Source organism: Roseibium sp. HPY-6 (assembly GCF_040530035.1).
Classification (GTDB): Bacteria; Pseudomonadota; Alphaproteobacteria; order Rhizobiales; family Stappiaceae; genus Roseibium.
Map to the genome: position 1 here is coordinate 141,282 of NZ_JBEWCD010000002.1, position 22,359 is coordinate 163,640.

General features: G+C 57.7%; 18 protein-coding genes. 11 read left to right on the forward strand and 7 right to left on the reverse strand.

Features of this window, described 5'->3' with window-relative positions; all coding sequences use genetic code 11:
- Positions 1–162 precede the first annotated feature (162 nt).
- The 6 genes from ABVF61_RS12130 to ABVF61_RS12155 all read left to right on the forward strand — a co-directional run bounded on the left by ABVF61_RS12130 (position 163) and on the right by ABVF61_RS12155 (position 6,598).
- Positions 163–1,785 (forward strand): long-chain fatty acid--CoA ligase, encoded by a 1,623-nt coding sequence (locus ABVF61_RS12130; RefSeq protein ID WP_353993817.1) that lies wholly within the window; start codon positions 163–165, stop codon positions 1,783–1,785.
- Positions 1,782–2,603: an SDR family NAD(P)-dependent oxidoreductase gene (locus ABVF61_RS12135; RefSeq protein WP_353993818.1), complete on the forward strand. Its 822-nt coding sequence runs from the start codon at positions 1,782–1,784 to the stop codon at positions 2,601–2,603. Before ABVF61_RS12130 ends, ABVF61_RS12135 begins: the two co-directional genes overlap by 4 nt.
- 47 nt (positions 2,604–2,650) lie before the next feature.
- The gene (locus tag ABVF61_RS12140) at positions 2,651–3,103 is read left to right on the forward strand and encodes a MaoC family dehydratase (protein WP_353996409.1); all 453 of its coding nucleotides are present in this window, start codon (positions 2,651–2,653) and stop codon (positions 3,101–3,103) included.
- Positions 3,097–4,080 carry an NAD(P)H-dependent flavin oxidoreductase gene (locus tag ABVF61_RS12145; protein ID WP_353993819.1) on the forward strand — a complete coding sequence of 328 codons (984 nt, stop codon included), beginning with the start codon at positions 3,097–3,099 and terminating at the stop codon, positions 4,078–4,080. Before ABVF61_RS12140 ends, ABVF61_RS12145 begins: the two co-directional genes overlap by 7 nt.
- A 9-nt stretch (positions 4,081–4,089) precedes the next feature.
- A complete protein-coding gene (locus tag ABVF61_RS12150; RefSeq protein WP_353993820.1) occupies positions 4,090–5,325 on the forward strand; it encodes an acyl-CoA dehydrogenase family protein in 1,236 nt (411 codons plus the stop codon).
- Between the two features lie 241 nt (positions 5,326–5,566).
- Positions 5,567–6,598: a phosphotransferase family protein gene (locus ABVF61_RS12155; protein WP_353993821.1), complete on the forward strand. Its 1,032-nt coding sequence runs from the start codon at positions 5,567–5,569 to the stop codon at positions 6,596–6,598.
- A gap of 425 nt (positions 6,599–7,023) precedes the next feature.
- Here the strand turns inward: ABVF61_RS12155 and ABVF61_RS12160 are convergent, their stop codons facing one another.
- From ABVF61_RS12160 to ABVF61_RS12175, 4 genes are all read right to left on the reverse strand, one after another.
- Positions 7,024–8,586, reverse strand: a complete 1,563-nt coding sequence (locus ABVF61_RS12160; protein ID WP_353993822.1) for a hypothetical protein — start codon at positions 8,584–8,586, stop codon at positions 7,024–7,026.
- Between the two features lie 92 nt (positions 8,587–8,678).
- A complete protein-coding gene (locus ABVF61_RS12165; RefSeq protein WP_353993823.1) occupies positions 8,679–10,790 on the reverse strand; it encodes a 3-hydroxyacyl-CoA dehydrogenase NAD-binding domain-containing protein in 2,112 nt (703 codons plus the stop codon).
- A gap of 118 nt (positions 10,791–10,908) precedes the next feature.
- On the reverse strand, positions 10,909–11,346 hold the full coding sequence (tsaA, locus tag ABVF61_RS12170; RefSeq protein WP_353996410.1) for a tRNA (N6-threonylcarbamoyladenosine(37)-N6)-methyltransferase TrmO: 438 nt from the start codon (positions 11,344–11,346) through the stop codon (positions 10,909–10,911).
- Between the two features lie 47 nt (positions 11,347–11,393).
- Positions 11,394–12,272, reverse strand: a complete 879-nt coding sequence (locus tag ABVF61_RS12175) for a substrate-binding domain-containing protein (protein ID WP_353993824.1) — start codon at positions 12,270–12,272, stop codon at positions 11,394–11,396.
- Between the two features lie 482 nt (positions 12,273–12,754).
- On the opposite strand from ABVF61_RS12175, the gene ABVF61_RS12180 reads away from it, so the two are divergent.
- From ABVF61_RS12180 to ABVF61_RS12200, 5 genes are all read left to right on the forward strand, one after another.
- The gene (locus ABVF61_RS12180; protein ID WP_353993825.1) at positions 12,755–13,849 is read left to right on the forward strand and encodes an ABC transporter ATP-binding protein; all 1,095 of its coding nucleotides are present in this window, start codon (positions 12,755–12,757) and stop codon (positions 13,847–13,849) included.
- Positions 13,850–13,930: 81 nt separating this feature from the next.
- Positions 13,931–15,031, forward strand: coding sequence for an extracellular solute-binding protein (locus tag ABVF61_RS12185; RefSeq protein ID WP_353993826.1), 1,101 nt, complete (start codon positions 13,931–13,933; stop codon positions 15,029–15,031).
- A 66-nt stretch (positions 15,032–15,097) separates the two neighbouring features.
- Positions 15,098–16,363, forward strand: coding sequence for an ABC transporter permease (locus ABVF61_RS12190; RefSeq protein ID WP_353993827.1), 1,266 nt, complete (start codon positions 15,098–15,100; stop codon positions 16,361–16,363).
- A gap of 9 nt (positions 16,364–16,372) precedes the next feature.
- The gene (locus ABVF61_RS12195; protein ID WP_353993828.1) at positions 16,373–17,227 is read left to right on the forward strand and encodes an ABC transporter permease; all 855 of its coding nucleotides are present in this window, start codon (positions 16,373–16,375) and stop codon (positions 17,225–17,227) included.
- A 203-nt stretch (positions 17,228–17,430) separates the two neighbouring features.
- Positions 17,431–18,660: a M24 family metallopeptidase gene (locus ABVF61_RS12200; RefSeq protein ID WP_353993829.1), complete on the forward strand. Its 1,230-nt coding sequence runs from the start codon at positions 17,431–17,433 to the stop codon at positions 18,658–18,660.
- An 83-nt stretch (positions 18,661–18,743) separates the two neighbouring features.
- Here the strand turns inward: ABVF61_RS12200 and ABVF61_RS12205 are convergent, their stop codons facing one another.
- The 3 genes from ABVF61_RS12205 to ABVF61_RS12215 are packed head-to-tail and all read right to left on the reverse strand — an operon-like array spanning position 18,744 to position 22,336.
- Positions 18,744–20,609, reverse strand: a complete 1,866-nt coding sequence (locus ABVF61_RS12205; RefSeq protein ID WP_353993830.1) for a tetratricopeptide repeat protein — start codon at positions 20,607–20,609, stop codon at positions 18,744–18,746.
- 48 nt (positions 20,610–20,657) lie between these two features.
- The gene (locus tag ABVF61_RS12210; protein WP_353993831.1) at positions 20,658–21,320 is read right to left on the reverse strand and encodes a DUF3540 domain-containing protein; all 663 of its coding nucleotides are present in this window, start codon (positions 21,318–21,320) and stop codon (positions 20,658–20,660) included.
- A gap of 53 nt (positions 21,321–21,373) precedes the next feature.
- Complete coding sequence (locus ABVF61_RS12215) at positions 21,374–22,336, reverse strand: hypothetical protein (RefSeq protein WP_353993832.1); 963 nt, start codon at positions 22,334–22,336, stop codon at positions 21,374–21,376.
- Positions 22,337–22,359: the final 23 nt, after the last annotated feature.

The window sequence follows — 22,359 nt, forward strand, 5'->3', positions numbered from 1 at the left end:
GGGGTTCGGAGCCCGGCTCGCGCAGGGGTTTCGCGCAACTGAAGCTTACTGTCAAAGGATTTCCGCAAGGTTCGTCTTCCCACGATGCCACGCCCGCGCTACGGTTTGGGTCATAACCCTTTGAGCGATTGCACATATGCAACGGTGTTTGGGAGGACACAGATGAAGGGACAGATGATGCACCGTCCGCTGAAGATTGCGGACATCATCACCTTCGCAGCGGCCAATTATCCGCAAGGCGAGCTCGTCTCCGTGCGAACGGAAGGCGACATCCACAGGGCGACCTATCGCGAAACCGCGCGCCGAACGGCGCAGCTGGCCCACGGGCTGAAGAAGCTCGGTGTCAATCCGGGCGACAGGATCGCGACGCTGGCCTGGAACGGTTATCGGCATTTCGAACTTTACTATGCGATTTCCGGCATCGGTGCGGTCTGTCATACGATCAATCCGCGGCTCTCCGCCGAGCAGATGATCTACATCGTCAATCACGCACATGACCGGATCATCTTCTGCGACACCACTTTCGTGCCGATTATTGAGAAACTCCGCTCGCATTTTCCGGACGATCTGCGGGTCGTTTTGATGACGGACAGGGCACACATGCCTCAGACATCTTTGGAGGGTGTCCTGTGTTACGAGGACATTCTTGAAGGCCAGCCGTCCGAAATCGACTGGCCGGACGTTGATGAAAACGATGCAGCCGGGCTTTGCTACACCTCGGGCACGACGGGAAATCCGAAAGGCACCTTGTTTTCACACCGGTCCACGGTTCTTCATGCGTTCACGCTGTGTGTCACTATCCCGAAAGTTCTGCAGGAAGGTGGCCGGATCCTGCCGGTGGTGCCGCTCTTCCATGTGAATGCATGGGGTTTGCCCTATGCCGCACCCCTGTCCGGGGCGAGCCTCATTTTCCCGGGGGCGGCACTCGACGGCAAAAGCCTGTTCGACCTCATGGATCGTGAGAAAGTCTTCTCTGCCTGGGGCGTTCCGACCGTCTGGCTGGGACTGATGAACGAGATCAGCCAGAGGGGAGCCTTGCCGCACGGTTTCGGCGATGTGGTGATCGGCGGGTCGGCCGCTCCAAGGGCGCTGATCGAAGCGTTCGAAACCAGGGGCGTCAATGTCTGTCACGCCTGGGGCATGACCGAAATGAGCCCGCTCGGCACGCAGTGCAACCTGCCGCCTGATATGGCAGACTGGCCGCTCGAACAACGCATCGACCGCAAGCAGTCGCAGGGCCGCGGCGTGTTTGGCGTCGACATGAAGATCGTCGACGATGCCGGAGAGCGGCAACCGCATGACGGCCGGTCTGCAGGCCATCTCTATGTGCGTGGAAATACGATCACGTCGGGCTATTTCAACGACCCGGAAGCCTCTGCGCCCGTGTTCGACAACGACGGCTGGTTTTGCACCGGCGACATTGCCACCATCGACCCGCAGGGTTTCTTGAAGATCACGGACCGGTCGAAGGATCTGATCAAGTCCGGCGGCGAGTGGATCAGTTCGCTTGATCTGGAAAACATCGTCATGTCCCACCCGGGCGTTGCCAATTGCGCGGTGATCGCCGTGCCGGATCCCAAGTGGGACGAAAGGCCCTTGCTGATCGTCGTGCCGAGGGAAGATGCCCAGCCTCAAAAAGAGGAGCTGCTCGACATGCTCGCGGAAAAACTCGCCAAATGGCAAGTGCCTGATGAGATCGTCTTCGTGGATCAGCTTCCGCTCACCGCAACGGGCAAGGTCTCCAAACTGACTTTAAGAAAGCAGCGCGCTGAGGGAGGCCTATGACACCGGACACGCTCTTCGGTCTTTCGGGCAAGACAGCTCTTGTAACCGGTGGCGCTACTGGAATTGGCCGCATGGCGGCCGAGGGCCTCGTTGCGGCCGGCGCAAGGGTTTTCATCGCCAGCCGCAAGGAAGACGCGTGCCGGTCCGCAGCGTCTGAGCTGAATACGGCCGGATATTCGGGCAGTGCAGAAGGTTTCGGCGGCGATGTTGCATCGGAAGAAGGCATCGAAGCGCTGGTCGCAGATGTCAGAGCGCGCACCGGGCAGCTTGATATTCTGATGAACAATGCCGGGACCAGCTGGGGCACGCCGCTCGGCGATTTCCCCTATTTTGCCTGGGAAAGGGTCATGCAGCTCAATGTGACGGGACTGTTCCACCTCACCCAGTCTCTGTTGCCCCTTTTGGAGGCCACGGCAAGCGACGATGATCCGGCAAGGGTCGTCAATGTGGGCTCCGTGATGGGCGAAACCCCGCATGGAGACCGGGCCTACAGCTACGCAGCCTCCAAGGCGGCCGTGCATCACCTGACCCGGATACTGGCGAAGGAACTGGCTGAAAAACGGATCACAGTGAATGCGCTGGCGCCTGGACCGTTCGTCAGCAAGATGACTGCTTTTGCGACGGCAGACGAAGACGTGCGAGGCCGCGTTGGCGCCCAGGTTCCGCTCGGCAGGGTCGGGCGGTCGGAAGATATCGCAGCAGCGCTACAGTTTCTGTGTGGCCGTGGCGGTTCCTATGTGACTGGCGCGATCTTGCCCATCAGCGGCGGGATAAACGTCGAAACAGGTCCGGACCTCTTCCAGGAGGCCTATACGTGACGGTGACGCAGGCGCCTCGCGTCCTTTCGATCGATGTGCTAAGGGAAATGTCCGGCCAGGAAGTCGGATGCTCGTCCTGGTTTCTGATCGATCAGGCGAGGATAGATTCCTTTGCGGACGTGACGCAGGACCACCAGTTCATTCATGTTGATCCGCTCCGTGCGGCGGAAACGCCTTTTGGCGGGACGATCGCGCATGGTTTTCTGACGCTTTCTCTGCTTTCTGCGATGGGATTGGAAGCGCAGCCGCAAATCGAAAATTCGACGATGGGGATCAACTACGGTTTCGATCGGATCAGGTTTTTGTCTCCCGTCCGGGTCGGCAGCAGGGTGCGGGGACGATTTGTTCTGGCAAATGTCAGAGAGGTTTCCACAAGCGACGTGGACATTCTCTGGAAGGCAACGGTCGAAATCGAGGGTGAAGCACGCCCGGCCCTGAAGGCAGACTGGCTCAACCGGTTCTACCTCGCAAAAGACGGGGAGACAAAGACAGCATGCTGAAAACGCGGACACTTCCATCTGCCCTGCAGGGATTGCGGTTGCCGGCCGTAGCGGCGCCGCTTTTCATCGTTTCGTGCCCCGAACTTGTGATCGCCCAGTGCAAGGCCGGCGTGATCGGAAGTTTCCCGGCGCTCAACGCGCGCGACGAGCCGGATGGTCCGGTGATGCTTGAGACGTGGCTTCAGACGATCACGGAAGAACTCGACCGGCACAACCAGGCCAATCCCGATCGGCCGGCTGCCCCATTTGCCGTCAACCAGATCGTCCATCGCTCCAACGAGCGGTTGGAGCGGGACGTTGACATCTGCGCCCGTTGGAAAGTGCCGATCTGGATCACGTCGATGGGCGCGCGCGTGGAGGTCAATGAGGCGGCCCATTCCTGCGGCGGAATCGCGCTCCATGACGTCATCAACAACACCTACGCGAAAAAAGCAGTCGAAAAGGGTGCGGACGGTCTGATTGCAGTCGCAGCAGGTGCGGGCGGGCATGGCGGTCCGCAATCCCCCTTCGCCCTTGTCCGTGAGATCCGCGAGTGGTTCGACGGTCCCCTGCTTCTTGCCGGGGCAATTTCGACGGGTGAAGCGCTGCTTGCGGCGCGTGTGCTTGGCGCCGATCTCGGCTATGTCGGCTCTCCGTTCGTGGCAACTGACGAAGCCAATGCCGATCCTGCCTACAAGGACCTCATGGTTTTAGGTGGTGCGGAAGATGTTCTGACCTCATCACTCTTTACCGGACATCCCGCCAACTATCTGAAGGGCTCACTGTCCAGGGTCGGTCTCGATCCGGACAATCTGCCCGGGACCTGGGAAGTCAGTGTCATGCCGGACGACAGCCCGTTGCCGAAAGCGTGGCGGGAAATCTGGGGCGCGGGTCAGGGGATCGGTGCCATCAAGTCGGTCGGACCAGCAGCCACAGTGGTGGATCGCCTTGAGCGCGAATACCTGGATGCGTGTCTGCGTCTGAAAGAAAACTTGTAAGGAGTCGTCATGGATCTGGGCATAACCGACCGGGTGAAGCCGCTCATCGAGCAGGTTCGCCAGATGGTCGAAACCGAGATTGCGCCCCTGGACGCCGAGTTCCACCACGAGGTTGGAAAACACCCGTCAGGTGACCGGTTTCAACATACGCAGCGCCAGCTGGACATATTGGAAGAGCTCAAGGCGAAGGCAAAGGAACGCGGCCTTTGGAACTTCTGGCTGACCGACAGTGAGCGGGGCTTCGGACTGACGACGGTCGAATACGCCTATCTTGCCGAGGAAATGGGCAAGGTCGGGATTGCCGCCGAAGTGTTCAATTGCAATGCGCCTGACACCGGCAACATGGAAGTCCTGGAGCGCTATGGCATCGGCAAACACAAGGAGCGCTGGCTGAAGCCTCTGCTGGAAGGAACCATTCGTTCCGCCTATCTGATGAGCGAGCCTGAAGTCGCTTCCTCCGATGCAACCAACATATCCCTTGAAGCGGTGAGGGAGGGGGACGAGTGGGTTCTCAATGGCGAGAAATGGTGGGCGACCGGTGCCGGTGATCCGCGCTGCAAGCTCTATATCGTCATGGCCGCGACCGACCCTTCGGCGCACAAGCACAGCCGCCACTCCATGTTTCTCGTTCCAAGCGATGCGAGCGGCATCGAAGTTCTGCGGCCCATGCAGGTATTCGGCGCGGACGATGCGCCGCATGGCCACATGCATATCCGCTTCACCAATGTCCGCGTGCCGGCGGAAGATCTGGTGCTGGGTGAAGGGCGTGGCTTTGAGGTGGCGCAGGGACGCCTCGGTCCCGGCCGCATTCATCATTGCATGCGGGCGATCGGACAGGCCGAGATGGCGTTGGAGCTTTTGTGCAGGCGCGCCATGCAACGCGAGGCGTTCGGCAAGAAGCTGACGGATCTCGGCGCCAACTATGACATCATCGCCGACGCGCGCATGGAAATCGAGATGGCACGCCTGCTCTGTCTCAAGGCGGCGTGGATGATGGACACACAGGGAACGCGTGCGGCCCAACCCTGGATCAGCAAGATCAAGGTCGTCGCACCGCTGACGGCATTGAAGGTCGTTGACGAGGCCATGCAGGTTCATGGTGCTGCCGGCATCAGTCAGGACTTCCCGCTGGCAGCCATGTGGACCCACTTGAGAACGCTTCGTTTTGCAGACGGGCCCGACGCCGTGCACCGCCGCCAGGTCGCCCGCACGGAGCTGAGGAAATATACAAACGACAAGGTCTGACGATGGCCGTTTTGCCCGGGTTTCAAAATTGGAAGGGACACCTTAGCTACGTCCACACCAACCTCATCCTGAGGAAGCGCATGGCGCTGTCTCGAAGGATGGGCGGCAGGTACATGAGCAAGTGGCCCATCCTTCGAGACGCTCGCCTTCGGCAAGCTCCTCAAGATGAGGTTGGTGTTTTCGATTGCGCCTTTCGTGTTGGGGTCTTACGGCCCTTGCCAAACACGAGGTCGTCTCGGCTATGACCGTTAGCACCCCCGATCTCGATCTTGAGCGTCTCGGCAGCTGGCTGGAGGAAAAGCTTGCGGGTTTCGCAGGTCCGGTCCAGGCGGAAAAGTTCAACCGGGGTCAGTCCAACCCGACGTTCCGCTTGAAATCGGCCTCAGGCGAGTATGTCCTGCGCCGCAAACCACCTGGTGTCCTGTTGAAATCCGCGCATGCGGTCGAGCGCGAATTCCGGGTTCAGAACGCGCTGGCGGGCTCGGATGTTCCGGTCGCGCGAATGCACGTTTTGTGTGAGGACGAAGACGTCATCGGTTCGGCATTCTATGTCATGGAGCTGGTGCGTGGCCGAAACTTCGACGACCCGAGACTTCCGGGTCTGGACACATCTGTGCGTGCGGGTATCTACGCCGATATGAATCGGGTTCTCGCTGCGATCCACCGAATTGACCTTGAAGCACGTGGCCTTTCGGACTTCGGGCCGCAGGGCAACTACTTCAGGCGTCAGATCGACCGGTGGACAAAACAGTACCGGGCAAGCGAGACCGGTACGATTGCTGCAATGGACGAACTGATCGACTGGCTCGACAGGAACGTGCCCGAAGATGATGGCCGCCGGACGCTGGTGCATGGTGACTACCGGATCGACAATCTGCTTTTCGCGGAAAATGGTTCTGACTGTGTGGCCGTTCTGGACTGGGAACTTTCCACGATCGGTCATCCCTTCGCGGATCTCGCAGCGCTTGTCATGCAGTGGCAACGGCCTCCCGGTGAAGAAGGACGCGGGCTTGCGGGCGTCGATCGGGCTCCGCTTGGCATTCCGGCGGACCAGGCCTTCATCGATGCCTATTGTGCGCGGATGGACCTCTCCGGTATTCCGGGATTCGGCTTCTACCTCGCCTTCGCCTTTTTCCGCATGGGCGCGATCCTTCAGGGCGTCAAGAAACGCGCTCTGGACGGCAACGCGTCCAATCCCGAATTGGGGTTCAGGCTTGGCGCGAGCGTTCCTGAGTACGCGGCAGGTGGGTTGAAGGCGGCTTACAAAGTCTAAGGTGTTTCCAGCCGCGTCCCGGACGTAGCGCTCCTAGGATCCGGGATTTGAGGATTGGGTTACAATTCAATCCTAACCGGGTCCGGGACGCCACTTTCATCCGATTTTGTCATCCCGGGCGAAGCGTAGCGAAGACCCGGGAACCAGTAACCAAAAATGTTCGCAAGCGGACCGAAAGACTTCGGTTTCCTGGATCACGGTCTCGGCGATAAACGCCAAACCGGGATGACAACCGGGAAAACTCGTGCCTCAAGGGACGGGTCGTTTGCTGAGGCGTCACAATCCGACGTCCGGCATGGCCGCGCTTGGTACTTCAAGAGCCTGGCTTTTTGCGCAACGTCCAATTCGCCGCGCAATCGTCCCAAACATGCTGAGCGTGCCCATCGCGCTGGAGCCGTTCAGACTGCCTCAGACATCCCAACGCCCTAACGGCCACCGTCGACATATTCGCCATCAAACCGGAACACTGCGTGACCGCTGTTACTGTGTTGCGGCGGAACCCCGACACGCATCTGCAGGAACAGGGCGCCGTTTGGGTCTTTGTAAAACGGTGCGCCGTTCCAAAGCTTGATCAGGAACACTTCAGCATTTTCTGTCTTGAACGCCTTCACCAGCATTTCCGGAACATCGGTAATGAGCTGGTGATGAAATCCGGCTGCTTGCGTGAAGGTGATCAGATCGGCGTCGTTTTCCATGATCCGTGGCCGGGAAAAACCGCGCGACACGCCGCTGTTTCCAAGAGTGTATTCGACCACGTTGCCGGGTGACTGGGGATCGGGCAATACGATACTGGCCCGGTCTTCGCGAAAGATCATCTCAAAGAATTTGGCGTCTGTACCAAGCGTTGCCTGGAACTGCACGAATGCCTCCGACATGCCCTGGATTGACAGATAGCTGTCGAATGCCCGGAGGCTTTCCGGCAGCGACACCGAGTAGATGCTGGCATCGGGACGCACGCGCACCACGACTTTTTCACGTCCGCTGGTCGCGCTTTCGAATTTGATTTCCCAAAGCACGCCGGACTCCTGGCCGGCCGGTGGCGGTCTGGTTGCTTCGATGTCATCTATCCGCTTCCAGCCGGCAGGCGCTTCGGCGCGCGCGGCTTTGAGGATCTGCGGCAGGCGGGCGAGGCCGCTTTTCGTGATGGAAAAAGGCTGACTGCGGCCCGTCAAGGTGTACATCGACGCCGGTTTGCCGCCGATCCCGCGCCGAAAGCTTCCGCCGTTCCAGCGGTAGTCCTGAATGCTTCCAGCGTCGGCGGGCGACACGGCATCGATTTCAACACCATGGGTGAGGACCTTGATCGCAAACACATGTTCACCCGTACCGATAACATCGGCAAAGCGGCTTTCTGCAAAATCGAAAGGCCAGTCTGATTGGGTTTGCAGGTTCATTGAACGGCCACGATCCGTGTGGCTTATGTCGGCACCGTCAAACTGCCCATCGGCCAAGGCAGAGACCTGGCCGTGTTCGCGGTCGCTTCTGATCGATATGTTCCACTTCACGGGCCAGTCTGCTTTGCCCAGAACCGGACCGCGCGACGCGGCAGCTGCTGTCACCATGCCAGGTTTTTGGGTCGGCAGGTTCTCGGGCGCGGCGCTCAAAATGGACCACAACTTGGAGATCTGCAGCTCCGCCTGACTGAAGCGCTCCGGTGGAATGATGAACTTGGGACCATCAGCGATATGCATCGGACCGTGGAGTTCGTCTACGGAACCCGGATCGCGGCTGTTGCGCCGCACAGACCAGAGATTGAATTCTTCTCCGTTCTGACCGGTTGCAGCGATGACCGAAAAACTCTCAGGCTCGACCCTCAGCCACAATAGATCGCTGTCGCCAATCTCGGCACTCAGCATTTTCCAGGCGAGGTCGTACGTACTCTTGTTGTTGAGATAAGTGCTTTGCGCCGCCGCGCTAAACGGCAGAGCCAGGGAAACAATCAAAATAAGCGGCGCGACGCCGCTGCGAAGACGCAGGAATTTGGCCATGATGCACCTCGAAAATATATGAAGAGGTCCATCATGCCTGCAAAACGCTGCGTAAGCAAAGCTCGGCTTCAAGAAGAACCAGGCTTGACGCCTCAGCTCTCATTCATCGCCGCAAACGTACCACCGCCTTCGGCGAGTTTGCGCAGCAGGGCCGGAACCTGCCAGTAGGTGCTGTCTTCCTGCGAATAGGTTTCGATCCGCCGTACCAGCTCCGCCGTGCCGATCTGGTCGGCCGTGTGCATGGGCCCGCCGCGGAAACGCGGGAAGCCGTAGCCGAACAGGAACACCGCGTCGATATCGACGGGCCGCAGCGCGATGCCTTCTTCCAGAACACGGGTTGCTTCGAGGATCATTGCCGTCACGAACCGGCTTACGATTTCATCCGGTGAAAAAGTACGCGGTGAAACACCCGCCTTTGCACGCTCCGCATCAATGATCTCGAGCGCTGCCGGGTTCGGGCGCGTACCATCCGCATCGTAGATATAAAACCCTTGCCCGGTCTTGCGGCCGAACCAGCCCTTTTCGCAGATCTCGTCGGCAATCGGAATGTAGCGCTCCGCTGCCGGACGCGTTGCCGCGCGGCGCTTGTTCGCTGCCCAGCTGATGTCGAGACCGGCGAGATCGGCAACCTGATATGGCCCCATGGCAAAGCCGAACCCGGTGATGGCCGTGTCGATCTCCTCCGGCGATGCGCCGTCCATCATCATGTAGTCGGCCGCCTTCTTGTAGAAGGTCATGATGCGGTTGCCGATAAAGCCGTCGCAGACACCGGAACGCACCGCGATTTTCTTGAGCTTCTTGGCAAGGGCAAAGCCGGTGGCGACCGCATCGGGGCTGGTTTTTCCGGCAACGACGATTTCCATGAGCCGCATGATATGAGCAGGTGAAAAGAAGTGGAGCCCGACCACGTCCTCCGGCCTTCTGGTCACGGCAGCAATCTGGTCGATATCGAGATAGGACGTGTTGGACGCAAGGACCGCTCCGGGTTTCGCGACCTTGTCCAGCGTCTCGAAAATATCCCGTTTGACACCCATGTCTTCGAACACGGCTTCGATGATGATGTCGGCGTCCGAAAGCGCGCCGAGATCCGTCGCCGTCGACAGCTTGTCTGTCAGGATATTGTCGCGTGCGTCTTCACTCAGCTTGCCGCGCTTGACGGCTCCCTCGAGATTGGCGCCGATTGTCGAGATCCCGCGATCAAGTCCGGCCTGATCCCGCTCCGTCATCGTTACGGCAAAACCGGAGAGCAGGCATGCGGTCGCAATGCCCGAGCCCATCGTGCCGCCGCCGATGACGCCGATTTTCGCGATTGCGCGCGGCGTCGCGGTCGCCTCTGGGATCTTTGCAACCGCACGCTCGGCGAAAAAGGCATGGATGAGGCCTGCACGCTGCGGACTTTCCATGCATTCGTTGAAAAGGCGGCGTTCTTCCTTCAAGCCTTCGTCGCGCGCAAGGGGGCTGGCTTCAACGGCGTCGACACATTTGTGGGGGGAAAACAGGAGAGGCTGGGTTTTTGCAAGCTTGTCCCGCATTGCCGTCAACGCAGCCGGATCGGTGTCTACGTCGAGATCGTATGTCCGCCGGGTTCCCTGCCGACCGTCGAGAACGTCCTGGGCAACCTTCACGGCAACGTCCCGGGGAGCGCCCTTCTCGATCCGGTCGACAAGCCCTATTTCGATTGCCTGGTCAGCGGATATCGGTTTGCCGCTTGTGATGAGGTCAAGCGAAGCGCGCATGCCCGCTAGCCGGGGTGCGCGCTGCGTGCCACCGGCACCCGGCAGGATGCCAAGGGTAACTTCCGGCAGGCCGATCCTGGTGCCGGGAAGGGCAGCACGCACGTGGCTGGCGAGTGCCACTTCGAAGCCGCCACCGAGCGTCGTGCCGTGGAGGACGCAGACGATCGGCGTTTTGCAATCCTCGATGAAATTGCACAGGTCCGGCAGCCACGGATTCTGCGGCGGCTTGCCGAATTCCCGGATATCTGCACCGGCAATGAAGGTGCGGCCCTCGCCATAGAGTGCGATGACCCATACGTCCGCATCGCTTGCGAGCGTTTCAATGGCCTTCCATATCCCGGAACGCACAGCGTGCGAAGCGGCGTTCACGGGCGGATTGTTCAAGATGACGAGTGCAATAGGACCCTGCCGCTCAATTGACACAACGTCGTTGATGCCGGTGGTGCCGGTCTGTGATCCTGATTGCATGATTTCCTCCAGAAGCCGCTCGGACGGAGCGGTATTGCGCCGGAATGTTCATTTCCGCCACGCGCTTGTCAAGCTGACGAAAGGACAAAGGCAGAAGCCGTTCCTGCAGTCTTCGAGTTCAATTTTTGGGGGTGGCCTTGGGCGTGAACGCGCAGCGGTCCGGCTTGAGATCGACAAGCGGTGTGCCGTCAAGACAGTCCAGGCCGCGGACGAACAGGTTAGGTCCCTCCACCCTCAAGAGTTTGGCGCCGACGGTTCCAATCGGGTTCGGCCGAACAGGCGAGCGCAGCGCGAACGTTCCAAATGTCTTGTCGCTGTGACCGGGGTTTTGCACAACGAGGTCCCGGCGCGAACGATCCAGCCAGTAGAGAATTTCGATGTGTTCGTAGCTTTCGATGCCCTGAAGGGCCGGGACCCAGGGCTCAAAGATCTCGACACGGCACTCAGGCCCATCCTGTTTTCCTTGGCGCGGGCAGTCCTTTCGCTCGCTCCAGGGGGTATGAATGCGGCCAATGAAATAAAGGCGTGCATCGTCCGGTTCGCTCACCGGAACCATGATTTCATGTGGTCTTATGTCACTCACAACTTTCGTCCTGTTTTGGATCAGGCAGATACCCAGCGAACCGACCCGATTGCCGACAGATCGTAGCCGCCAAGGCTCTCGGCCTTTTCACGGAGGCCTGATGTTCTGGCAAAGTCGAGCAGGTGTTGTACCGGATCTGAGAAATAGGATTTGCGATCAATCAGAATGTCGTAGCTTTCATTTGTCAGGGGCAGGAATGAAAGGTTGAACTGTTTTGCCATGGCTTCGATCCCAAGCGATGCATCTACGTCGCCAGCAGCGACAGCGGCGGCGGCATCGCTTTCGGTGTGCGCATAGTCTTTGCTTGTATTCAGGTCGTTGTGGGTAAGGCCTGCCTCGTTGAGCAGCTTCGCAAACAGCAGTGCGGCTCCGGCACCTGGTTGACGCAACGCGACGCGGCGCCCCTTCAGATCCGAGATGGCAGTCACTGAGGCCGCAGCATCTGCCGAAAGAAGCAATCCGCGTTTGCGAGTGGCCCAGTTGATCAGAACACAATTGGTCAGACCGGCATTGCTGACGGTGTCAACATTCCAGCCGTTTTCTTCCGGAAGGTGCAGGCCGGCCGCCAGTGCCGTTCCAGTTTGAAACTGCGCCAGTCCGTCCCGGCTGCCGTTGCAGAGCGTTGCCAGTCCACAACCGGACGCGCGGATCGCCCAGTCGAGCAGCGGATCGTGGGACCCGCTCAGAACGTTGGGTCTGTCGGCTGCCAACTTGTCTTCTGTCCCGTTGATCCAAGATCGGATTGCCTGCGCGGGAAACAGAAGCTTTCCGGTTATGCGCCTGTGAGGGATTTCATCAGCGGCAGCAAGATCATAAACTTTGCGTTCCTTCACCCGCAGCAGGTCCGCTACTTCCTTTGTTGTCAGGAAAAGAGGCTCGTTTTTCGCAGGTTCTGACAACGTGTATCTCTTTGTTGAAGACGCAAATTCAGCGTCGGAAAAACGTTAGATGGCCAAGCAGTCAATCGCCGCAAGAACGTGATCTGTCAAAGCGTGAGACCCATGTGTCGCATCTTCCAGAGGTCCGTCAAGATACGCTCCGAACGAGAGCATCCGGTTGAAGATGCTTCCACTCATACTTTCTTACTATAAGCTGTAAATCACGAATTGTGGTTTCATGAGTCACGACCTGAAATGAAGATATTCATTCCTCTGAAGCGGCGTGATTGAGTGGATTTTTCCCAAGTATTTCGCAATGCAAAATATTCAGTCGGGTCGTGAATAAAAAATATCCATTTTTTTTCACTAGCCCCTTTCAAAGATGCATCTTTTTTGTTTTTCTAGCGTCGATCGCTTCAGCATTTATATGAGGGAAGATGCTTGCCTCCCAATGTATTCGTTGTGCGATCCATAATAACGATAGAACCGGATTTGGGGACAATATGGCGAATGCAAGGGGCGCTGCTGTTAAGTATGACAGCGTTCAAAAGAGCTATGACGGGGAATCCCTGGTCGTAAAAAACCTCAATCTCGACATTCCACCCGGCGAATTTCTGACAATGCTCGGGCCCTCCGGTTCCGGCAAGACCACGTGTCTCATGATGCTGGCCGGTTTTGAACCCGCAACGCACGGTGAAATCTATCTGAACGACCGACCGATCAACAATGTTCCGCCACATAAGCGGGGCATCGGTATGGTTTTTCAGAATTATGCGCTGTTTCCGCACATGTCGGTGGCGGAAAACCTCGCGTTTCCGCTGCAGGTCAGGAATATCTCCAAGGCCGAGCAGCAGGAAAAGGTGCAGCGCGCGCTCGATATGGTTGAGCTTGGAGCCTTTGGAAACCGCCGTCCTGCGCAATTGTCCGGTGGTCAGCAACAGCGCGTGGCAGTGGCACGGGCCTTGGTTTTCGATCCAGAACTCGTCCTGATGGACGAACCTCTTGGCGCTCTCGACAAGCAGCTGCGCGAGCAGATGCAGTATGAAATCAAGCACATCCACGAGAATCTGGGCGTTACGGTCGTGTATGTGACCCACGACCAGACCGAAGCGCTGACGATGTCGGACCGTGTTGCCGTGTTCAATGACGGCGTCATCCAGCAATTGTCGACACCCGACGATCTCTATGAGGACCCGCAAAACTCGTTCGTGGCGCAATTTATCGGTGAAAACAACAAGTTGAACGGCAAGGTCATCGGGATCGAGGGGGAAGAGTGCCACGTCGAACTCGATGATGGTACCCAGCTCAAGGCTGACAGGGTCAATGTGTCAGCTGTTGGTGACAGGACAACCTTGTCCCTGCGTCCAGAACGCGTGGAGTTCGACACGCTCGAATCCATGGACAACCGGGTCGATGGCAGGATCGAGGAACTGATCTATTTAGGAGACCATATCCGCGTTCGGATGAACGTGGCTGGCAATGACGAGTTTATCGTCAAAGTTCGTAATCGCGGAGAGAAGCGTAAATTGCATGTCGGTGAAACTGTTCAGGTCGGCTGGGCACTGAATGACTGCAAAGCGCTCGACGCGGTTGCCTAAATTCGTGAGGCGGATGGAAATGTCTGCTTGCGACAACGACGGAACAAATCCGTTAAATCCTAAAAGAGGGAGCTAGCTTACATGAAGCTCAAGACATTAATTCTGGCCGGTACGGCCTTGGCATTCACCGGCAGCTCGGCGCTTGCCATCGACCTGACGCTTGTTTCCTGGGGTGGTGCTTATCAGGCATCCCAGAAAAATGCCTATACCGATCCCTACATGGCGGAAAACCCGGATGTTACGGTGATCTGGGATGAGTCGTCTCCGGAAGCGGTTGCAAAGCTGCGCGCCATGAACGAAGCGGGCAACATCACTTGGGACCTGGTTGACGTGGAAGCTGCCGACGCCATCCGTCTTTGTGACGAAGGCCTGGCGATGGAAGTTGACCACGACCAGCTCCTGGCCGCAGCGCCGGATGGAACATCGGCATCTGACGATTTTGGCGACATGATCGTTTCGGATTGCTTTATCCCGCAAATCGTCTTCTCGACCACATTCGGCTACCGCACGGACAAGGTGCCGGATGGCGTAGAGCCGCCGACGAGCGCATGTGACGTGTTTGACCTCGAAAAATATCCGGGCAAGCGCGCGCTGAACAAGCAGCCGATCGCCAACATGGAATGGGCACTGCTCTGCGACGGTGTTCCTTATGAGGATGTCTATTCAACGCTTGAGACCGAAGAAGGCGTCGCACGGGCATTTGCAAAGCTCGATACCATCAAGGACGAGACCATCTGGTGGAGTGCATCGGCTGAACCGGTCCAGTTGCTTGCCGATGGCGAGATCTTCATGGGATCAGCCTACAACGGCCGTCTGTTCTCCCTGATTGAAGAGCAGAAACAGCCTGTCGGCATGGCATGGGACTGGCAGATGTTTGACCTTGACGGCTGGATCATTCCGGCCGGTCTGCCGGAAGATCGCCTTGCGGCCGTCAGCAAACTCGTCAACTATGCGACGGATACGCAGCGTCTGGCGGATCAGGCCAAATTCATCTCTTACGGCCCGGCTCGTGCGTCTTCCGCTCCGCTTGTGAGCACGCATGAGACGCTCGGCATCGAGATGGCCCCGCACATGCCGACCGATCCGAACAACGCAGAAAACACCTTCGTTAACAACTACGAATGGTGGGCAGACTATCGCGATGACCTGGACGCCCAGTTCCAGGCCTGGCTCGCGAAATAAGACGCCATTGCGCATCCGGGCAGGATCTTCCTGCCCGGACTTTTTGTTTTAAGAAGAAGTGATTTTATGACGACGCCAGAGACCGCGGAAGCGTTGACGACACAGGACGGAAAGCCGCTCAAGGCGGCGTTACGCTCCGCCCTTCGACGAGAGAAGCTCAGAGCTTTGATGTTGATAGCGCCGTTGCTGTTTTTCGTTGTTGTGACGTTCGTCGCTCCGATCGTGGACATGCTGTTCCGCTCTGTCGAAAACGGTATTGTTTCCGAAACACTTCCCAAGACCGTTGTCGCGCTTCAGGAATGGGACCAGTCTACCGGTGAGACACCCGGTGAACCGGTTTATGTGGCGCTCTATGAAGATCTTGTTGTTGCCGTCGATGAAAAAACGCACACGCGCCTTGGATCCCGGCTGAATTACGAACAAAGCGGCATTTCCAGCCTGTTCCGAAAGACCGGACGCCGCATCAAGCGCATGGATGAAGATACGCCCTTCAAGGAGCAGTTCATTGCTGCCGACAAGAAATGGGGTGAAGTCGAAGTCTGGCAGGTCCTGAAACAATATTCGCCCACCATCACGCCTGGTTACTATCTCAATGCGGTCGATGCCGAATTGACGCCGGAAGGCGCCCGGATGAAGGACGAGGACGATCGTATTTACATGTTCCTCTTCGGGCGCACGTTGTTCCTGTCCATCGTGATTACCGTCTCTTGCCTTATTCTCGGGTATCCGATTGCCTTCTTGCTCGCATCGCTCCCGCTGCGCACATCCAACCTGCTGATGATCCTGGTGTTGCTGCCCTTCTGGACCAGTCTTCTTGTGCGAACATCTGCCTGGAAGGTGCTGCTGCAGCAACAAGGTGTCATCAATGACTTCCTGGTCTGGACAAGGCTGATTGACGATGCCGGTCGTCTTGTAATGATCAACAACCAGACGGGCACGATCATCGCCATGACGCACATCCTGCTGCCATTCATGATCCTGCCGCTCTACTCCGTGATGAAAACCATTTCGCCGAGCTACGTCCGGGCGGCAAAGAGCCTTGGAGCCAATGACTGGACAGCCTTCTGGCGCGTCTATTTCCCGCAATCCGTTCCGGGCATCGGTGCCGGCGCTATTTTGGTGTTCATATTGTCGATCGGATACTACATCACGCCGGAGCTTGTCGGCGGCACGTCCGGTATCTTTATCTCCAACCGGATCGCCTACCACATTTCGTCATCGCTTAACTGGGGTCTGGCGGCAGCGCTCGGAACCCTGCTTCTTGTGGCGGTGCTCCTGCTGTTTGTTGTCTATGACAAGATTGTCGGCATCGACAACGTGAAGCTCGGATAGGGGGACGACATGAGCGCACTACCACCTTATGCGTCCCCGATCCAAAGAACGTGGTACTACACGTTCAGGGTGATCTGTGGCCTGATCTTCTTCTTTCTGATCTTCCCGATCCTGGTAATCCTGCCACTGAGCTTCAATGCGCAGGATTTCTTCACCTTCACGAAGGAGATGCTGTCCTTCAATCCGGCGGGCTATTCCTTCAAGCACTACAACGACTTCTTTACCAACCCGGATTGGCAACAGGCCCTGACCAACTCAGTGCTGATCGCACCCGTGGCAACCATCGTCGCGACCGCTCTGGGGACCTTGGCGGCCATCGGCCTGTCCCAATCCCATGTGCCCTATAAGTCGGCCATCATGGCAATCCTGATATCGCCGATGATCGTACCGCTGATCATTTCAGCCGCCGGCATGTACTTTTTCTATTCCCGCATCGGTTTGCAGGGCACTTATATCGGCGTCGTGCTGGCGCATGCCGCGCTCGGTACGCCATTCGTGATTATCACGGTGACCGCGACGCTTGTGGGATTTGATCGCAGCCTGACACGCGCGGCCGCCAGTCTCGGCGCCAACCCGGTCACCACCTTCTTCAAGGTCCAGATGCCGCTGATCATCCCGGGGGTCGTCTCCGGAGCTCTGTTTGCCTTCATCACTTCGTTCGACGAAGTGGTCGTGGTGCTGTTCCTTGGGTCGGCAGGACAAAAGACATTGCCCTGGCAGATGTTTACCGGCCTGCGTGAGCAAATCTCTCCGACGATCCTTGCTGTGGCGTCGCTGATGGTTGCCATATCGATTGCGCTGTTGACGGTGCTGGAGCTCTTGCGGCGGCGCTCTGAAAGGCTTAGAGGTTTGACACCGGGCTGATGTCAGCCCTGCTGCTCACGGAGCGTGCCGGTGGCGGAACGCCAGTCACCGGGCGGAGGTAGAAGCCTCCCGGTAGCAAGACAATTGAGGTTTTGGGCCTGGCGGGCCGGTTTCTTTCAAAGGAAACCGGCCCGTTTTGCGTTTAGGTCCCTCAGTTGGCACTCGACTGGAAACAGGATCGCATCGGGGAAAGGAGAGCACCCATGAGCGACGACATGATCCGCATCTACGAAATGAACAATGGCGAGAAGTCATATTCGCCTTTTTCACCTGAAGAAATGGATCGGAGGCAGAGCAATCTGCGCAAGTTGATGGCGGAGCGCGGGATCGATGCGTGCCTCATGACCTCCTACCACAACATCTGTTACTACTCCGGCTTTCTCTATTGCTATTTCGGCCGGAAATACGGTCTGGTGGTCACACAGGAAAAGGCGACGACTGTTGCCGCCGGTATCGACGGCGGCCAGCCCTGGCGCCGGACCCACGGTGATACAGTGATCTACACGGACTGGCGCCGGGACAACTACTTCCACGCCATTCAGACATTGCTTGGATTGCCCAATCCTTCGGTCAAGCGCGTTGGTATCGAGTTCGATCACGTTTCACTGGATCTGCTGAAGTTGCTGGAGGCTGCTCTTCCGGGCGTCGAATTCGTTGATGTGGCCGCCGACGCCATGACCCAGCGGACGATCAAGAGCGCGGAAGAACATGTCCTGATTCGCGAGGGTGCTCGCATCTGCGATGTCGGTGGCGCAGCTGTCGCCGACGCGGTCCAGGCCGGCGTGACTGAACACGAGGTTGCCATCGCCTCGACAAATGCCATGATCCGGGAAATCGCAAAGTCCTTCCCCTTTGTTGAACTGATGGACACCTGGACCTGGTTCCAGTCGGGCATCAATACGGATGGGGCGCACAATCCCGTCACCAACAAGGTGATCGAGGCTGGCGATATCCTCAGCCTCAATTGTTTCCCGATGATCTTCGGCTATTACACCGCGCTGGAACGCACGCTCTTTTGCGAACACGCCTCGGACGAGCACCTGCGCCTTTGGGAAATCAACTGCCATGTCCACCGGGAAGGGTTGAAACTGATCAAACCGGGTGCCCGCTGCTGCGACATCGCGACTGAGCTCAACGACATATATCGCAGCCACGATCTGCTGAAGTACCGCAGCTTCGGCTACGGACACTCCTTCGGTGTTCTCAGTCATTACTATGGCCGCGAAGCGTCGGTGGAACTGCGTGAGGATGTCGAGACGGTGCTGCAGCCGGGCATGGTCGTTTCCATGGAGCCCATGATCATGCTTCCTGACGGCGTTCCCGGCGCCGGCGGTTACCGCGAGCACGACATTCTGATCGTGAATGAGGAGGGAGCGGAAAACATTACCGGCTTCCCGTTTGGGCCCGAGCACAACATCATCTCGGCACGTTAAGGCAAAGTCCAAATCTTCCCGGCGGCAACCCGCGCCGGGAACCGTCGCCTGAACGGCAGCCATATCTTCAATGACTTGCTTGCTCAGGAACTCGGTGTGGCCAGAATTCCCTGGATGACCTGGTTAACCTCGGCGGTGACTTCGGGAAGCGTTTCCATCCAGTGTCCGAAGCGTTTGGTTTTGATGACCCTGATGCTCGGATACCAGGTCGACAGCCTGTCAACACTGTGCCAGTACCAGGGGTGCGCCGGGTTGAGCAAGACGATGCCGGGTTTCCCGAGACTTCCGGCAATATGCAGCGGAATGCTGTCTGGCCCGATGATGATGTCACACTCATTCAAAAGCGCCGCAAGGTCATGCATATCTCTGAAGTGGGCACCGGCGTCGATAATCTCGTCTTCGTTCTGCAATTGCTTGCGCGCCGCATCCCAGGTCGCGCTCACGAGACTGCATCCGGAGAACTGAAACAGGTGCCGGAAATCTTGAAGCAGCATGCCGGGCCGTGACGAGTCCCAGCACATCGCAACACGCGGCCCGCAGATGTCGGCGAGGGAACGCCGCCACGTGGTTTTCCGATCGGGAAGAACCTTTGCGTAGGGCTCGGAAAACAGGTTTCGTGCATCGACCGCCCCCGGCAGTCCCATGACAAGCGGCAATGGCAGGAAACGGGCTTCCTTCGGCAGGTCTGCGTCCGCGTCCTCTGCTGCAAGATCACCGGAAAGATAGTTGAAAGCGCCGAAAACGTGGGCCAGTTGGCGTGAGGTTGACGGACCGATAATCTTCAACGGCACGCTTCGCTTGTCTGCCTTTGGCAGAAACCGCATCAGCGGAACCAGTTCAAGATTTGATTGGTCGGGTGGTATGACGATCACAAGATCTTCCGACAAAAGATCGACGGCTTCCGACTTTCCGGCAAGAGGGTCATCTTCCAGCCCGAAAGTTTCGCCGACGCGCTCGGGATGTCCGGTTGCAAGGAAACACTCCCGCGCGATTGCCGCCAATTTCGGGGCTTTGTCCTGCGGAAGTTTTGCAAGTTGGGCAAGGATCGGCTTGAGCACCTCGAGGGATTTTTCGGGATAACCTGCCAGCCTATAGGCTTGCGCAAGGTGCAGGCTTGCATCCAGGCGATCCTGGGCCCGCTGGACAACCGGCGTGAATTCGCGCAGGGCAGTCATTGTTTCGCCGCGCCTGATCATGATTTCAACGTAAATCAGCCAGGCTGGCAAAAGCTCGGGAAACCGGACGGTCGCGCGCTTGGCCACCCTGAGCGCTTCGGTGGTCTGTCCGGTTTCGAGCAAGGATTTCGCGAGCGACAGCGCATAAAGCGGATTTGTCGGATCTTTCAAATGTGCGCTTTCAAGATAGCCAAGCGCTTTTTCATGATCGCCGAGCCGCGACAGGCAGTGGCCCATCGCCGCCTCGATTTCTTCGCTGTTGGATGTTTTCGTCAAACTGTCCTGGGCAAGATCAAGGGCCTGCCGGAAGTCGCCCATTTCCGTGAGGAGCATAACCGACATCGCGGCCGCGCTTGGATTGTCCGGATGCGCTTTACATAGTCTTTGCAGGGCTGGTTCTGCCTCGCGCAACTTTCCGTCTTGAAGCAAAAGGTTGATCCGCAGGAGACTCGCATCGACATGCATGTCCTCAAGACTCAAGGCCTTATCGGCAAATTCGAGTGCCTTTTCTTTGTTGCCTCTGAGCAGCGCCACTTTTGCTGCAAGAGCAAGAAGATCGGCTTCGATCTGGCCTCGCGAAAGCGCGGAAGTGAGTAACTGCTCCGCGGTGTCGAGATCTCCTTCCGCCATTTTGAGCGCTGCGAGGCCGGTTGTCGCAGAAAGGTTGTGGGGTGCCGCGTCCAGAATACTCTCGAAAATCAGCGCGGCATTCTCGTGCCGGCGTTCCTCAAGGTGTACCCTGGCAGCCTCGAGGCGCTCTTCAATTGTCAACATGAACCAGACCCGGCAAAGATTTCAATCCAGTGGGTGAATGCAGTGATGTCAGCTGACGCTGACCCTTTCTGCCTCGATCCTGACGTCGTTCTTTGCGGTCATCAAAGTGACGTCGCTTCGATGCGAGGCAACGTCCTCTACCTTTTGGATCAGCGAACCTGCATCATGGGTGTCGACGCCTTTGACCCTGGTTGTACGGGTCTGGACCGTTGTGGTCATCGTTCCGGCAGATGTTATCTTGTCGCTGACGCTTTCGATCACCCTTGCGGCGTTCAAGACGAATTTCTGCGCCGTCTGCGATGCCGTTTCAACGATGGAGTTCAGCCTGCGGGCGGAAAGAGCAATGACAGGCGACTGCACCACAACCTGCGCCTTGCCCTGAAGCCTCAGATTTGCGGCGGTGATCTCAACGTCGTCTGCACCGGGAACTGAAATCCGGGCAGGGTATTCAGCCGAGCGTTCAAGGACGGAAAGGATATGCGCATTACCGCCGGCTATGAAGAGCGCCACGGTATCGCCGATCGCAGGCGCAAGAAGGCAACCGGCGGCGCGGATCGCCTCGACCTGTTCGTTTTCTTCGGTGCTCACCAGCATGACACTGTCGGTCACAAGGGCCTTTACAACGCCGGTAGTCAGCGCGTTTTTGCTCGCCACGTTGCCCGCCTCGGCTGAGGCGGAAGCTTTGGACGAAGTGTTCTGCTGCATTGTCATGTTGTCTATTTCCAAACTCGAACGCCATATTCGATGGGGCCAGGTACTCGAAACTAGGTTTTGACCTCAACAGATGAAACCAGTTGCGCCATAACGTCCCGCTTCTTGGCGACAACGGAAGAATCCCCAACTTCAACGCCTTTTTTCTTGATGTCTGCGGTGTGCATCGCGAGACAGACCTCTTCCTTGACGGCTTTGGCACCGGTTATCATCGCCTTGACGGGAACTGTTTCGATCTTGTTCCAGGCGGATTCGAACTTGCCTTTTTTGATTTCGAATTTGAATTCCACAAGGTCGAGTTTGATCAGGCCAAGTTCGCACTTGAGACCATAGAGGTAAAACTTCGAAAGGACGGATATCGCCAGGTGAAGAGCGAGGTCGAGACTGAACTTGACCGCCAGCTGTATCGTCATGGCACCGCCGAAGAATGTCGTCAGCTTGCCGCCCATATGGTGACTTTCAACGCGGCCCCAGACGATCTTGAACAGGTTGGTTTCGTAAAACTCTTCCTTCGGCGATGTGTAGTAATCGTAAGTCCGGCCACCATGTTTCTTGGTGGCCTGTTCAGTGACTTCCTTGAACTCGTTGGTGGCTGTTATGTGGATGTCACCGGTGCTCGCGCCGGCATTCAAAACGATATCCTGGTTCGTTCCGGAAATGATGTCGATCTGACCGGAATTGCTCTCGATATGGATATTGCCTTCGCTGTTGATGTAGGTTTTCTCGCTGGATTTCACCAGAACGCGGCCGTCGCAGGCCAGGAGAATGCCGTGCTTGCCGTTTTCTCCCGCTGCGCCTTCGATCGCCGCTGTGCCACCACCGGAATCGGTTATGTATTGGGCAGGATAGACGGCTGCCTGATCGGCCTCTGTTGTCAGCGTTTCCTCAAAATTGGAATAGGATCCGAGACGGAAGACCGTTCCGACGTCATCCGCGGCGTTTCCGGTCGAGGTTTTGGGAACATAGAGATAAAGATATTGCTGGCTTGCACCAACACGTCCGACAGTTGAAGCCATGATTATTGTTCCTTCTTGGCGGC